Here is a 15121-nt window from a genome sequence, read left to right as displayed (position 1 = left end):
TCGCTCACTCCAGCGGTCGGCGTGTGGTTTTTCTCTAGGACTTGCTTGGGGAGCGGGATCGAGGCGTAAACTTAGCAGGTTCAAGCCATTCCACTAAGGGAACAGCGTTCGAATTTGATCACTGGTAAACCCCCGATACTGAAGAAAACGCATTTGCTTTGCCTTGTCTTTGGGGGACTCTGGACGCTCACCACCAAAACGCCGCTCCCGAACCTCGCGCGCCAGATCCCACCAAAGGGAATCGCTTGGATCAAGCAATGCGGACAGCAACTCTTCTGATACGCCTTTTTGCCGCAACTCCTGCGCGATGCGCACCGGACCCTTGCCCTGGCGGATACGCATCGTCATAAACGCCTCTGCGTAGCGCTCGTCGCATTGCAGCTTATCCTTGCGCAACTGGGCCACCACCTGCTCGATCAGATTTTCATCATCGCAGCGTCGCCGCAATTTTTGGCGCAATTCTTCAGCACTGTGCTCGCGCCTGGCCAAACAGTTCATGGCTGAAAAACGCAGGCTTGCAGCGCTGACCTCTGGGCTGTCAGTGGGGAAACTAGACATAAGGAGGCCCGCCTGAACTTAACGTACGGGCGGGAATTGACTCAGGATATCGACCATTGCTGCCGACAAGATCTCCCGTTGGCGACTGGGGTCGGCTCTATCATGTATGCGCTCTTCCGCCACTCCACGCCAAATGGGCTGCCCGGTTCTGCCATCGACGATATCTACAATCAAACTGCCCTGATTGTAAACTCTGGGGGTAGGAGGAGGCCCATAGTGTAAGCGATGAAAGGGGCCAAAGCCGTAGTAGCCAAAGCCGTAGCGCTGATCAAAACTGCGCATATCCAACCGCTCTTCCATGACGATATGGTAACGGACTCGGAAGTCAGCCAGCTCGCGATTTCGAACCGGTTCATAGCGCTGACCCAACTGGTCAACAATGACCCTTTGCAGGTGTTGAATGGTAAAGGGAGAAATGAGCAGATTCTGCTCAGCGACTTGCCTCGACTCGGCGACATAAAACGTTCTCAGATTCGCGTAATCGTAGGCCGTGTCATAGTCAGTCATTACCGAGGGGCGGGTAGCACACGCCGTCAAAAGAAGCAGCAGACCCCACACCAAACCTAGTTTTAACCGGACCATAAACACCCCTCAAAAATGCCCAATCCGCCAAACAGTTAGGCGACCGACTTATAGAGCTAAGACTTTTTGCCCAAACACAAGTTCAAGTCGCCATACTCTTTCACCTACAGGGAAAACGTCAAGAGTTTTCCGCAGTCGGCTCAGACACAGGAGCATCGCCCTTGGTCGGAGCTGGCGGTAACAACTCTTCCCGCACACGCTTCTCCAACTCTTGAGCTATTTTGGGGTTTTCCTGCAAATACTTGCTGACGTTGTTTTTACCCTGGCCAATCTTGTCACCCTGGTAGCTGTACCAGGCTCCGGCCTTATCGATCAGACCAAACTTGACCCCATAGTCGATGATTTCACCCAGGCGATTAATGCCCGTGCCGTACAAAATCTGAAATTCGGTCTGCTTGAATGGCGGCGCAACTTTGTTTTTGACCACTTTAACCCGGGTTTCGGAACCAATGATTTCCTCACCCTCTTTTACTGCGCCGATACGCCGAATATCCAGCCGCACCGAGGAGTAAAATTTGAGCGCGTTGCCGCCAGTAGTGGTTTCAGGGTTGCCGAACATAACCCCAATTTTCATACGAATCTGGTTAATAAAAATCACCAGGCAGTTGGCGTTTTTGATGTTCCCGGTGATCTTGCGCAGGGCCTGAGACATGAGTCGGGCTTGCAGACCCACGTGATGGTCACCCATCTCGCCTTCAATTTCCGCGCGCGGAGTCAAAGCGGCTACCGAGTCAACAACCAGCACATCAACCGCTCCGGAGCGCACCAGCATATCGCTCACTTCCAGCGCCTGCTCACCGGTATCGGGCTGGGAAATGATTAGATCGTCCACGTTGACGCCCAGCTTTTCGGCGTAAATGGGATCCAGCGCGTGCTCAGCGTCAATAAAGGCACAGTTGCCACCCTGGCGCTGGGCTTCGGCAATCACTTGCAGCGTTAAGGTGGTTTTACCGGAGGATTCCGGACCATAGATTTCCACCACACGTCCCTTGGGCAGGCCACCAATGCCGAGGGCGGCGTCAAGACCGATTGAACCGGTGGAAATGGCGGGTATGGCCACTCGCTCCCGGTCCCCCATACGCATGACGGTACCTTTACCAAACTGGCGTTCTATCTGTCCCAGCGCCGCAGCCAGCGCCTTTTCTTTATTCGCATCCATCCGACACCTCAATCTATCAAGTTAGTGAACTTAGAGAGCTCTGAACGAGTCCAGCGGCTCCCTAGACAATGCCCGGCTTGTTGTTAGTTCCGCCAGCTATTGCGCGGCCGACTCGCCGACCGATGATGAGAGCATACACCAAAAACCTGTATACGCAAACAGGTATAGTTGTTTATACAGGGTTTTCGGGATTTTTACAGACCACCAAGAGCTCGCGTAAGGCCGCGACAATCGACTGCCGGCGCACTTCCGCCCGGTCCCCGGCAAAATGGTAACAATGGGTACGCCGCCAGCCCGTAGCCAGACCCCAACCCAGCCACACAGTGCCCACGGGCTTCTCCGCTGTTCCACCCCCGGGGCCGGCAATGCCGGTCACGGCAACAGCCAGATCCGCGCCCGAGACGCGCAGAGCCCCATCGACCATCTGTAAAGCCACCGCTTCGCTAACAGCACCTTCGGCCTCAAGCACGTCGGGGTCAACCCCCAGCAACTGGCGCTTTGCATTGTTGGCGTAGGTAACCAAACCGTAGTCAAACCAGGCAGAACTGCCTGCGATATCCGTAACCGCAGCGGCAATGCCACCACCAGTGCAGGACTCGGCAGTGCTCAAACGCCAACCGCGTCGGTGCAGAGCTCCACCAAGTTCAGTGGCAAGCTGAAAGACAGTCATATCATGGGGGAAATCAGTCATGGCATCCCGACCTCTTAATCTGGCCAAGGTATTCCAGCAGCGGCCCGAGTGCAAGGCTTTTGAGCCCCACCCGATTGCCGTAGAATAGCGCGGAAATCTGCCCACCCCGAAACAGGCATCAAGAACCCCTTATGTTGAAAAATGCGGAATCACCCAACGCCCATACGCCCATGATGCAGCAGTATTTACGCATTAAGGCCCAGCACCCGCACGAACTGGTGTTCTACCGCATGGGTGATTTTTACGAGCTGTTCTACGAGGATGCCAAGCGTGCCGCGCAGTTGCTGGATGTCACCTTAACCGCCCGCGGTAAATCCAACGGCGAGCCGATCCCCATGGCGGGCATTCCCTATCACGCCGCCGATGGCTATCTCGCCAAGTTGGTTCGAGCCGGGGTCTCAGTGGCCATTTGCGAGCAGATTGGGGACCCGGCTACCAGCAAGGGCCCAGTGGAGCGCAAGGTGATGCGCATTGTCACTCCGGGGACGCTGAGTGATGAAGCGCTGATGGACGCTGGCCGGGACAATTTGCTGGTGGCGGTGCATCAACACGACGACACCTACGGCATCGCCTCATTGGATATGGCCAGCGGGCGTTTTCTGGTTCTTGAAGTCCAGGGGCTTGATGCGGTTCTGGGTGAACTCCAACGATTGGACCCGGCCGAACTGCTGATCAACGATGACCTGACAACGCCGGAGCTTGAGGAACAACGCCGGGGAGTGCGCCGGCGCGCACCCTGGGAATTTGAGCTGGACACCGCACGGCGCCTGCTAACGCAGCAGTTTGGCACCCAGGATCTGGCCGGCTTCGGCTGCGACCATTTACACACGGCCATCGCCGCCGCCGGTTGTCTGCTGAACTACGCCCGGGAAACCCAGCGCACCGCCCTACCCCATGTGCGCTGCCTCAGCTTTGAGAACCACGACCAGGCGGTAATGATGGACCCCGCCACCCGGCGTAATTTGGAGCTGGACACCAACATGGGCGGTGGCGAGGAGAACACCCTCTTCAGCTTGTTGAATCACACCGCCACCGCTATGGGTGGGCGCTTGCTCCGACGCTGGCTCAATCGCCCCCTGCGGGAGCGGACTGTACTTCAGGCCCGCCAGGATGCGGTGGCCGAAATACAGAGCAATTACGGCTACGAACCGCTACAGAACATCTTGAAACGCGTCGGCGACCTGGAGCGCATACTGGGCCGGCTGGCCCTGCGTTCCGCCCGCCCCCGCGACCTGTCACGCCTGTATGCCTCGCTGGCCTGCTACCCAGAAGTGCAGGCCGCTCTGCGCCAGGCCGAAGCGCCCAAGTTACAACAACTCGCCCACACCATCAGCGAATTTCCCAAACAAGTAGCACTGCTGGAGAGAGCCTTGGAGGAAAACCCGCCGGTGGTGATTCGGGACGGTGGCGTGATTGCCGCCGGTTACGACGAAGAGCTGGACGAGTTGCGCAATATCAGCACCAACGCTGGCCAGTATCTGGTGGATTTGGAAACCCGGGAGCGGGAAAGAACCGGTATCAACACTCTCAAAGTGGGCTACAACCGCGTGCACGGTTATTTTATTGAATTGAGCCGCTCTCAGGCCGAGCATGCGCCGGCCGACTACATTCGTCGCCAAACCCTTAAAAACGCTGAGCGGTTTATCACTCCAGAACTGAAGGGCTTCGAGGACAAAGCCTTGTCCGCCAAAAGTCGGGCGTTGGCCCGGGAAAAGGCCCTGTACGAAGAGCTACTGGATAGTTTGGGTGAAGACCTGATTCCCCTACAGGAGTCCGCCGCGGCGGTGGCCGAACTGGATGTGTTGAGCACACTGGCCGAGCGCGCGGACTCCCTCGGTTTCTGCCGGCCGGCACTGAGTGAAGAGCCGGGCATAGCCATCGATGAAGGCCGTCACCCGGTAGTGGAGCAGGTCACCGATGCTCCTTTCGTCCCCAACGATCTGAATTTCAGCGCTGAGCGTCATATGCTCATTGTCACCGGCCCGAATATGGGCGGTAAATCCACCTATATGCGGCAGGCTGCCCTGATCGTGCTACTCGCCCACGTAGGTAGCTTTGTACCTGCCCGTCAGGCTCGTATCGGCCTGGTAGATCGAATTTTCACTCGCATTGGTTCCTCGGATGATTTGGCCGGCGGTCGTTCCACGTTTATGGTGGAAATGACGGAAACCGCCAATATTCTGCACAACGCCACGCCCCGGAGTCTGGTCCTAATGGACGAGATTGGCCGCGGCACCAGCACCTTTGACGGCCTGGCTCTGGCGTGGGCCTGCGCTCGTTACCTGGCCGAGCAGGTAAAAGCCTACACCCTCTTCGCCACCCACTACTTTGAACTCACCAGCCTGCCGGAGCAGTTACCGGGTATTGTGAATGTTCACCTGGATGCCACCGAACATCAGGACAGTATTGTGTTTTTGCACAAGGTGCAGGAGGGGCCAGCCAGCAAAAGCTATGGCCTGCAAGTGGCCAAACTGGCCGGCATACCGACGGACGTGCTGCAGCGTGCACGCGAGCAATTGGATCTATTGGAGCGGGGTGAACACCAACGAGGGCAGCCCGAGAGCGAGGCATCGGTTCGCGTCCCCACACCACAAACAGCTGCGCCCAGCCAAAAGTCGCAAAAACCAGAAACGCCTATCCAGACCGGCCTGTTCGACGCCGAACCCCACCCTGCCCTGGAAGCGCTCTCGGCGCTGGACCCGGACGAACTGACGCCGCGCGAGGCTCTTGACCGGATGTATCAACTCAAGCAACTGTTAAGCAAGTGATGTAGGCGAGGGCTTGATCCGGCCTGTTAGCGGTTGGTCGCCTAAATGGCCAACCCTAATAGTCCCTCCCCTGCTAGCCCTGGGGCTGCCACAAGCGGCCCTACCCCCTACCAAAAAATCTGAATGCTGCTAAAATGCGCGCTTCTTACGAATTAGGTCGAGTGGGAGCCAGCCATGACATTTGTTGTTGGGGAAAACTGCATTAAGTGTAAACACACCGATTGTGTGGAGGTGTGCCCCGTTGATTGTTTCTACGAAGGCCCCAATTTTCTCGTTATTCACCCGGACGAGTGTATCGATTGCGCCCTGTGCGAGCCCGAGTGTCCAGCGGACGCCATCTTCTCCGAGGACGAGCTACCTGAAGACCAGGCGGTGTTCCTGGAGTTGAATGCGGAATTGGCCGAGGTGTGGCCTAACATTACCGAGAAGAAGGATGCACCGGCAGACGCCGAGGAATGGGACGGTGTGGAGAACAAGCTGCAATACCTGGAACGCTAACGCAGGTATATCAGCCCATAAAAAAAACCGCGCTAATAGCGCGGTTTTTTTATGGGTTAACGTTTACGCTGTTTTAGCCGTTAAACGCTGAACAGGGCCTCACTGTTCAAACCTTGTTTTTCCATGATCTCACGCAGGCGCTTGAGCGCTTCCACTTGAATCTGCCGCACCCTTTCGCGCGTCAGCCCAATCTCACGGCCTACTTGCTCCAAAGTGCACACATCGTGACCGCGCAAGCCGAACCGGCGGGCCAATACTTCGCGCTGCTTCTCGCTCAAATCATCCAGCCAGCTATCCAGGCTGCGGTTGAGGTCGGAATCCTGCAACAATCGAGCGGGGTCGGAATCCTGCAGCTCGGGAATGGTGTCTACCACACTGCGGTCCGAAGAATAACCAATGGGGGTATCCACCGAGGTCACGCGCTCGTTCAGCCCGAGCATGCGCTCAACGTCCGCTACGGGCTTCTGGACTAACTGGGCAATTTCCTCTGAGCTGGGCTCATGATCCAGCTTTTGAGTCAGTTCACGGGCGGCACGCAGGTAAATATTCAGTTCTTTAACCACATGAATCGGCAGGCGGATAGTGCGCGTCTGGTTCATGATGGCCCGCTCAATGGTTTGACGAATCCACCACGTAGCGTATGTGGAGAAGCGGAAACCACGTTCTGGATCGAATTTCTCTACTGCCCGGATCAAGCCCAGGTTGCCCTCTTCGATCAAATCCAGCAGCGCCAAACCGCGATTCACGTATCGACGGGAAATCTTCACCACCAGGCGCAAATTGCTCTCGATCATACGCTTGCGGGCGGCTTCATCCCCTTTCAGGGCCAGGCGGGAAAAATAGACTTCTTCTTCGGCCGAGAGCAGCGGTGAAAATCCGATCTCGTTAAGATACATTTGGGTGGCATCAAGCGTTTTGGCAAATTTCTCTTCGCCAGCGCCTTCGCTATCACGTGTGTGGCGGCGGCCGACCGGAGCTTCGGGCTCGTCCAACACGACTTCGTTGTCCACGTCACCATCAAAATTGATTTCTTGCAGCGCCGCGCCCTGCTCTGTTTCGTAGCTGTTGGATTGCTTGTCTTGCAGTGCCATAGTTCAGCCCTCTTATAATCGTCAGCCGGCCCCTTCACCCCGTGGAAACCGTCTGTACTCCCCTCGCCATAGCTCGAATAGTGTTTGTTTTTACTTTGCTCAGTCTATCCTTCCACTCAGCGCTTGGGTAAATACCGGATAGGATCTACCGGTCGGCCTTCGCGGCGTATCTCAAAATGCAGTTTCACTTTGTTGACGCCACTAGAACCCATTTCGGCAACCTGCTCCCCAGCTTTAACATTATCTCCTTCGCTCTTTAACAATCGGTCGTTGTGAGCGTAGGCACTGAGGTACGTATCGTTATGCTTAATGATGAGCAAATTGCCATAACCTCGCAGTCCGCTGCCCGCGTAAACGACTTGACCGGAGGCTGCTGCAATCACAGGCTCGCCTAATTCCCCGTCGATATCAATACCCTGGTTAAGGCCGGTGCTAGCACCAAAGGCACTGATAATCCGCCCTTTGGCGGGCCAATGCCAGTCGGGGGAGCCGCTGACCAATGCCGGGGGAGAAGAAGTGGCGCGAGACGCCGTTCTATTTTCCGAACGGGGTGGTGCCGAGGAGGTGGCCGGCGGCGATGCAGCCGTAGTGCGACTCGGGGCCTGGGCTGTCGCCGACGCTGGCGCGGAAGCCGCGCCTGAAGCACTCACATCGAGGCGCAGCGTCTGCCCCGGATAAATGGTGAAAGGTTCGGAAATGTTATTGTGGTGCGCCAGCTGGCGATAATCTATGCCATGGCGCCAGGCGATTGAAAAGAGGGTTTCACCGGAGCTGACCCGATGGGTTTGCAGCCGGCGACTGGGGGGCTGGTCTCGATCAGTCACCGCTGCGGGCTGAGGAGCAGAGCAACTGGCGCCAAAGACGCCAGTGATCGATATAACGATCAGGCAACAGAGGCGACGCAGTAGGCGATCCGATCCGATTAGCATAAAAAAACCTGGGGTAACAGCTAATTAGCGTAATAGATTTATTTGATTTGGCAATTAATACTGAAAACTTATTAGAAATGCATCTAAAATTCTTTTTAATTACTGACAAAAAACCCCACAGTTTGTGCCTGTTTCAGAAAAATCTCCGACGTTGCTCGGAGAATGACCTACTCCCCGGCAGAACCAGGCTTGAATACGCCCCGTCGCGATCCCAAAAACTCCAGGCCCAGCACCAGGGTCACACCGACCACCGCCAACACAATGACCCACACCGTTTGCGGATCCGCTCCAGTGGCCTGAGCGTACTGACCTGGGAACAGGTTTTCCTGTACCAGTGGTACTGGATTACCGTGGCGGTCCAAAAAAACCGTAATGGTCTGCTTCCAGGGCCAGACGATATTCAGCGAACCTACCAGGAATCCCGTCAAGGTCGCCAGCGTGAGAGCTCGGTAATGGTGCAGCAGCCAGGAGAGAAAATGAGAAAAGAGCAGCAGGCCGGACACCGCGCCCAACATAAAGCTTCCGAGAAGTGTCCAATTAAGCTCTGCCACCGCACGCAAAAAAACCGGATAGACCCCCATCAGCAGCAACAAAAAACTGCCGGAGACACCCGGCAATATCATGGCGCAAATGGCGATACTCCCTGCGATGGCCATCATCCACCAGTCTCCCGGCAATTGCACCGGCTTGCCCACAGAAACCGCCAAGGCCGCTAGAGTACCGAGAGCCAAAGCGACCCAAACGGGAACGGACCTCAAAGGCAGCTGCCGACCGATATAGATAATAGAGGCCACGATAAGGCCGAAGAAGAAGCCCCACACCAGCACCCGATGATGCTCCAGCGCGTAGGACACCAGCCGGGCCAGAGAAAAGATGCTCACCAGTACTCCCGTACCCAGCGTGAGCAGGAAGGTGCCGTTAATGTGTTGCCAAAAGGGCCGCCAGCCCTGTTGAAAGAGGATTTTGAGAGCTGCCGGAGTCAATTGGCGCAATGAGTGCACCAGCTCCTCGTAAATCCCTGAAATAAAGGCGATGGTACCGCCGGACACACCTGGCACCAGGTCCGCCGCCCCCATGGCCATTCCTTTTAAGCACAGTAGCAGTTTGCCTCGCAACTCAATTCCTTAGGAGGGACTAACGGCTGGTGCCCGACAACAAAGGCACGAACTTAACCGCCTCCAGCTTCTGGGTGAACAATTTATCGCTGTCGCCGTCGCGAATAATCAACTGCAAGTCCTGCTGTTGATCGCCCACGGGGATCACCAATACGCCATTGGGCGCCAACTGGTCCGTTAGCTCCGATGGCACAAAGCGCGGCGCAGCGGTACTCAGGATACCGTCGAATTTTGTCCCTGGCTCCGGCCAGCCAAAGCCGCCGTCGGCGTGCCGAAGGTGAACATTGCGCAGACCCAACTGGCGGAAGCGCTCGCGGGCTTTGTCCTGCAGGGGTTTGATGCGCTCAACACTGTAGACCTCTCCCACCAACTGCGCGAGTATGCTGGTCTGATAGCCGGAACCGGTGCCCACTTCCAGTACTCGCTGCAATTTGCCACCGGCCGCCCCCAGCAAAATCTCCGTCATGCGGGCGACTATGTAGGGCTGTGAGAGCGTTTGACCGTGGCCGATAGGCAGGGAGCTGTCTTCGTAGGCACGGTGGGAGAGGGCTTCGTCCAGAAACAGATGTCGAGGCGTATTGCGGATGACATCCAGCACCTGGAGATTCGTTACGCCTCTGTCCATCAGGCGCTGTATCAAGCGTTCGCGGGTGCGCTGGGAGGTCATGCCCACACCCTCTACAGTCAGACTTGTCACTCTTCCTTCCCCACTCGCAATGGCGGCGTCTAAAAGCTGGGCACTATAGCATATTCGGTGAATCAGGCGGGTCTATGCAAAGTCGCTATTTCCCGCAATATGGCCGTGGCGAAAGTACCGGGCGCCAGCGTAAAGGCCAATTCCAGATCATTCTCCAGCCAGCGCCAACTGGCATCTTCCGGCATTAACAGCAAACCTCGTCGCTCCTGATGCAAGCCCACGTGTTCCAGCCCGGAGCACCAATTTGCCCAGGGTGCCAATACATTCGACTCCAACTCCAGGGTGGCTTCGCTAGCAAGAGGTCGGCCGCGACCCCACAGGGGACCGCTAGCCGTGTCCAGGGGATCTCCCAGCAAGGGCAAGCGCCAGTTGTCCTGTAGTACCCGTTCACCCAACACTTTGTTAAACAACCAGGAACGGGCGGCGGACAAGGCCATGCTGCGCTGGGTTCGGTTGCGGATATTCCGGCGGTCGACCAGTAGAGATTGAGCTCGGTGCAGGTTGCTGCCCTGTGAACCGAAGCGTTGTTCGCCAAAATAATTGGGCACGCCCTCGGAAAACAAGCGTTCCAACCGCTCTTGAATACCATCCTGCGTGCTCAAGTCGCGAAGACGAATGACAAACCGGTTCGCGGCATGTCCGCCCCGCCGCAATTTTTTGTTGTGGCGCCCGCTGGCCAAGACTTGCACAGTCTCCGAATTCAAGTCACTCCAATCCGGCTCAGCTTGTCCGGGTAAATAAACGCTGAACCATTGGCTGGTGACCGCGTGGCGATCTTTTAGTCCGCAATAACCGATATCGCGCACCGGCACACCCGCCCGCTGGGCAATCTTGTCGGCCACCCAGGCTGTGTTTTCGCCGCGCTTGCGTAGGTGAACCAAGCAATGTTCACCCTCGCCGGAGGGCTCGAAACCCAAAAACTCCTCTACCTGGAAATCTTCCGGCTCGACACGGAATTGAGCGCTCGCCAGTGGAGCGCCATAGGCGTAGGGAAAATCCAGGGAAAAGTTAGAATTCATATAGGGTCGCTTTGTGTAACGTCGAATATGGAGTCCCGCTTGCGTGCACTACTGTTCGGATTAACCGGAATAGCTTCGTAAGCAAGCCTATGGGCCGCGCAGGGTGAGTGTTCAGCAAACGTCGTGAACCCATCCGTGGGGACTGCCTCAAAAGGTCCCTCTTTTGAGGCTTGCTGAACACTCACCCCGCCCAGCCCCAGTAACATTAGGCTATTACATTCTTTTCCGGTCCTCACCGACATGGCCAGCGAACACAGGAAAGGTAAGAATGCCTTAGTTGCAGCTGGGAGGGCGATTCCCAGGAGGTTTTTCGAAACTCTCACAAGAGGGATCTTGTGGGAGAGCCCCCAGGGATGGGTTTACGGCGTTTTCGAAAAACCTCCTGGGAATTGCCCAAACATAACCTTACGAAGGACGTTACCTGCACTCCCCTTCAAATTATTCCGAAAATCTCTGCGCATTCGCCGGAATAATGGAAACGCAGTAAACGCCATCCCAATTCACTAAGAGTCAGCCATCAACAGTACCGCGGCCTGAGCCGCAATGCCCTCTTCCCGGCCGGTAAAACCGAGGCGTTCTGTGGTGGTGGCTTTAACGTTGATCTGCTCAGGGGCGCAGCGCAGATCTGCGGCGATGTTGGCCCGCATGGTTTCAATATGTTGCGCCATGCGCGGCGCCTGGGCGATGACCGTCATATCGGCGTTGCCCAGCACCCAGCCTTGAGCATTAAGCTTGGCGTACACCATGCGCAGAAGCGCACGGCTATCGGCGTTTCGGTATTGCGGATCAGTATCCGGAAAATGATGGCCAATATCGCCCAGACCAGCAGCACCTAGCAGCGCGTCGCACAGCGCATGCAAGAGCACATCACCATCAGAGTGAGCCACTAACCCGGCGGTGTGTGGAATTACTACGCCGCCAATAACAATTTTGTCACCAGCACCAAAGGCGTGTACATCGTAGCCCTGCCCTATTCTCATTTTGACTCCTATCACAAAGACAATTCCTGTTGCTTCAATATCATCGCGGCCAACTCCAGGTCCTCCGGTCGCGTCACTTTAATATTGTCGGTTCGGCCTTCCACCACCAGAGGGCGATAACCCGCCAGCTCGAGAGCGGACGCTTCATCGGTGATGGTTTCGCCCTGGGCGAGTGCCCTGGTTAGGCATTGGTGCAACAGTTGATAGCGGAACAGCTGGGGGGTTTGGGCCTGCCACAGGCCCTTTCGATCCTGGGTTCGCTCAATGGCCAGCTGGCTGTCCACCGCTTTTAGCGTATCACCCACGGGAACGCCGAGGATACCACCCACTTGGTGCTCGGCGGTATGGCGGCGCAGATTATCGATGGACAAACCAGTCACACAGGGCCGAGCCGCATCGTGGACCAAGGCCCAATCACCGGCAGAAGCCTCTAGCGTCAGAAAGTTAAGGGCATTGAGCACTGACCGACTGCGATCCTCCCCACCATCCACCACTGAGATACGGGGATCATTACTGACCTCCAGTTGTTCCCAGTAGTAATCTTCAGGGTGCAGCGCCACCACCAGGCCCGCCAACTGGGGAAACTGAAGCAGTCGCTCTAGAGTGTGCTCAAGGAGGGTTTTAGTGCCGATCATCAAATACTGTTTGGGCCGGTCGGCGCCCATACGACTACCGATACCCGCCGCCGGAACTATGCCCCAGTAGCGGGGGGAATGAACGGAACTAGCGGAGGGGGTAGTCATGAAGTATCCGTGTTTATGCACGTGTGAAGCTGCGGTAATACCGCACAGTATTTATCTATTGGGTTCAATCAGCATGTAAAACGTTTCGCCTTCCTTGATCATACCCATATCCTCCCGGGCCCGCTCCTCGACACTGTTGAGCCCGTCTTTAAGGTCATCCACTTCAATGGCGAGAACTCGATTGCGCTCTTGCAGACGCTCGTTGGCCGCATTTTGCCGCTGTAACTCCCGATCCAGACGCACTAAGTCCGCGACACTGCCATCCCCCACCCACAGGCGATACTGCAGCGCCAAAAAAATCAGCAAGAGTGTCACCGATATCCACTTCATGGGGAGCGTTTTATCTGAGTTATGAATCGCGTCAGTGTACACGATCTGGACTTAGGTGGCACAGAGTTGTTCCACCGGAGTTTGCGTACTGGTTTCTCTGCCATTTGGAAGCACGCCATGGCTTAAATCGCACCCAGTGTTTGGATACCAGCCGCACTCGCCGACGCAGTGTAGTATTTCCGGCTAACAGGCCACCTAGTACGGAAACGCTGGAGCAGACGGAGGCATCTCTTCGACTTCTGTCGCATAAAAAAGGGCCGCTTAGAGCGGCCCTTTTCCAATCGTTCTAACTAAGCGAATACCTTACGCTTTAAATTCCGCACGACCGCGGTAAGCTGCTTTGGAGCCCAATTCAGCTTCGATACGCAGCAGACGGTTGTATTTGGCTACGCGGTCGGAGCGACACAGGGAGCCGGTTTTGATTTGACCAGCGGCTGTTGCCACGGCCAGATCGGCAATGGTGGTATCTTCCGTTTCGCCTGAGCGGTGGGAGATAACGGCTGTGTAACCGGCATCCTGAGCCATTTTGATGGCATCCAGGGTTTCGGACAGAGAGCCGATCTGATTGAATTTAATCAGAATGGAGTTGGCGATGTTTTTGTCGATACCTTCTTTCAGAATTTTGGTATTGGTGACAAACAGATCGTCGCCCACCAACTGAATCTTTTTGCCCAGCTTCTGAGTGTGATCGGCCCAACCTTCCCAGTCGCTCTCATCCAGACCGTCTTCAATGGAGATGATGGGGTATTTGTTGCACAAGCCCAGCAAGTAATCGGAAAATTCCGGGGCAGTGAAGACTTTGCCTTCGCCAGCCAAGTCGTACTTGCCGTCTTTGTAAAATTCAGATGCTGCGCAGTCCATCGCCAGGGTAATGTTGTCCCCCAGTTTGTAACCGGCTTTTTCCACGGCGGTGGCGATAACTTCCAATGCGCCTTCGTTGGAGGGCAGATCCGGGGCAAAACCGCCCTCATCACCTACTGCGGTGCTCAGGCCTTTTTCGCTCAGCACTTTTTTCAGACTATGGAAAATTTCCGCACCCATGCGCAGCGCTTCAGAGAAGGTTTTGGCGCCCACTGGCTGAATCATGAATTCCTGAATATCGACGTTGTTATCGGCATGCTCGCCGCCGTTGATAATATTCATCATGGGTACCGGCATGGTGTACTTGCCCGGGGTGCCGTTGATGTCGGCAATGTGCGCGTACAATGGCACGCCTTTGAATTTCGCTGCGGCTTTAGCAGCGGCCAGTGAAACCGCCAAGATGGCGTTTGCGCCCAGCACCGATTTGTTCTCGGTACCGTCCGCGTCAATCATGGCTTTATCCAGCGCGCGTTGATCTGTAGCGTCCATCCCCACCAGCAGTTTTTTGATGGTGGTGTTGATGTTTTCAACGGCTTTGAGGACGCCCTTGCCCAGGTAACGTGACTTGTCACCATCGCGCAGCTCCAAAGCTTCACGCGAGCCGGTGGAAGCACCGGAAGGTGCACAGGCTTCGCCCACTGCGCCGGATTCCAAAATAACTTCGGCGCTAACCGTGGGGTTGCCCCGGCTATCCAGTACCTCGAAGGCTTTAATATCGGCAATTTTACTCATGAGATCGTTTACTCCGTTCGTCCAAGAAAATCTTTAGGTAATAAGTGCTACCCAGTGGGTGCTACTAGATAATGTTCAGGAAAGGACGCCCTACATTTCGAGACACGCTGTAAATACTTCCATGTACGCTCCGCGTCGGCTTCCTGCCTCCGAGGGTCTCAAAATGTAGGGCGCCCTTCCTTCCGCTGTGCCAGCAGTGTCATTCTCTCCCGCTCTCCGTCATTCCCGCGCAAGCGGGAATCCATTGCTACGGCAGTCCATATCGACTACGCCACAAGCCTAGATCCCCGCCTTCGCGGGGATGACGAATCATGTCCGTCGTGGGGTCACGAAGAAGCCATGTACGCCCTCGGGGCAAAGAGACTCCT

General features: G+C 56.0%; 15 protein-coding genes. 2 read left to right on the top strand and 13 right to left on the bottom strand.

All coding sequences use genetic code 11. From position 1 onward, the window contains the following. Positions 1-93: 93 nt before the first annotated feature. The 4 genes from RBH33_RS01830 to RBH33_RS01815 form a co-directional block, all read right to left on the bottom strand. The gene (locus tag RBH33_RS01830) at positions 94-558 is read right to left on the bottom strand and encodes a regulatory protein RecX (protein WP_306730414.1); all 465 of its coding nucleotides are present in this window, start codon (positions 556-558) and stop codon (positions 94-96) included. An 18-nt stretch (positions 559-576) separates the two neighbouring features. After that, positions 577-1140: a DUF4136 domain-containing protein gene (locus RBH33_RS01825; RefSeq protein WP_306730413.1), complete on the bottom strand. Its 564-nt coding sequence runs from the start codon at positions 1138-1140 to the stop codon at positions 577-579. 118 nt (positions 1141-1258) lie between these two features. Next, on the bottom strand, positions 1259-2299 hold the full coding sequence (recA, locus tag RBH33_RS01820; RefSeq protein ID WP_306730412.1) for a recombinase RecA: 1041 nt from the start codon (positions 2297-2299) through the stop codon (positions 1259-1261). A 172-nt stretch (positions 2300-2471) separates the two neighbouring features. After that, a complete protein-coding gene (locus RBH33_RS01815) occupies positions 2472-2990 on the bottom strand; it encodes a CinA family protein (RefSeq protein WP_306730411.1) in 519 nt (172 codons plus the stop codon). Between the two features lie 131 nt (positions 2991-3121). On the opposite strand from RBH33_RS01815, the gene mutS reads away from it, so the two are divergent. Both mutS and fdxA read left to right on the top strand, forming a co-directional pair. After that, on the top strand, positions 3122-5758 hold the full coding sequence (mutS, locus tag RBH33_RS01810; RefSeq protein ID WP_306730410.1) for a DNA mismatch repair protein MutS: 2637 nt from the start codon (positions 3122-3124) through the stop codon (positions 5756-5758). 174 nt (positions 5759-5932) lie between these two features. Beyond that, entirely contained in the window at positions 5933-6256 is a 324-nt protein-coding gene (gene fdxA / locus RBH33_RS01805; protein ID WP_306730409.1) for a ferredoxin FdxA, read from the top strand. An 80-nt stretch (positions 6257-6336) separates the two neighbouring features. Here fdxA and rpoS read toward each other — a convergent pair whose 3' ends face one another. The 9 genes from rpoS to eno form a co-directional block, all read right to left on the bottom strand. Beyond that, positions 6337-7347 (bottom strand): RNA polymerase sigma factor RpoS, encoded by a 1011-nt coding sequence (gene rpoS, locus RBH33_RS01800; protein ID WP_306730408.1) that lies wholly within the window; start codon positions 7345-7347, stop codon positions 6337-6339. 116 nt (positions 7348-7463) lie between these two features. After that, entirely contained in the window at positions 7464-8276 is an 813-nt protein-coding gene (locus RBH33_RS01795; protein ID WP_306730407.1) for a peptidoglycan DD-metalloendopeptidase family protein, read from the bottom strand. Positions 8277-8443: 167 nt separating this feature from the next. Further along, positions 8444-9352, bottom strand: a complete 909-nt coding sequence (locus tag RBH33_RS01790; RefSeq protein WP_306730406.1) for a DUF368 domain-containing protein — start codon at positions 9350-9352, stop codon at positions 8444-8446. A gap of 58 nt (positions 9353-9410) precedes the next feature. After that, positions 9411-10058 (bottom strand): protein-L-isoaspartate(D-aspartate) O-methyltransferase, encoded by a 648-nt coding sequence (locus RBH33_RS01785; RefSeq protein WP_306730713.1) that lies wholly within the window; start codon positions 10056-10058, stop codon positions 9411-9413. Between the two features lie 92 nt (positions 10059-10150). Further along, on the bottom strand, positions 10151-11107 hold the full coding sequence (truD, locus tag RBH33_RS01780) for a tRNA pseudouridine(13) synthase TruD (protein ID WP_306730405.1): 957 nt from the start codon (positions 11105-11107) through the stop codon (positions 10151-10153). Positions 11108-11610: 503 nt separating this feature from the next. Continuing rightward, entirely contained in the window at positions 11611-12087 is a 477-nt protein-coding gene (gene ispF, locus RBH33_RS01775) for a 2-C-methyl-D-erythritol 2,4-cyclodiphosphate synthase (protein ID WP_306730404.1), read from the bottom strand. A gap of 11 nt (positions 12088-12098) precedes the next feature. Further along, the gene (gene ispD, locus RBH33_RS01770; protein ID WP_306730403.1) at positions 12099-12830 is read right to left on the bottom strand and encodes a 2-C-methyl-D-erythritol 4-phosphate cytidylyltransferase; all 732 of its coding nucleotides are present in this window, start codon (positions 12828-12830) and stop codon (positions 12099-12101) included. Positions 12831-12881: 51 nt separating this feature from the next. Then, entirely contained in the window at positions 12882-13160 is a 279-nt protein-coding gene (ftsB, locus tag RBH33_RS01765) for a cell division protein FtsB (RefSeq protein ID WP_306730402.1), read from the bottom strand. A gap of 303 nt (positions 13161-13463) precedes the next feature. Continuing rightward, entirely contained in the window at positions 13464-14753 is a 1290-nt protein-coding gene (gene eno / locus RBH33_RS01760) for a phosphopyruvate hydratase (RefSeq protein ID WP_306730401.1), read from the bottom strand. Positions 14754-15121: the final 368 nt, after the last annotated feature.

Origin of the sequence: Marinimicrobium hydrolyticum (genome assembly GCF_030848505.1) — a bacterium.
Taxonomy (GTDB): Bacteria; Pseudomonadota; Gammaproteobacteria; order Pseudomonadales; family Cellvibrionaceae; genus JAVDDU01.
The sequence above is the reverse complement of the archived record's forward strand: the minus strand, read 5'-3'. Positions and strand labels throughout refer to the sequence as shown.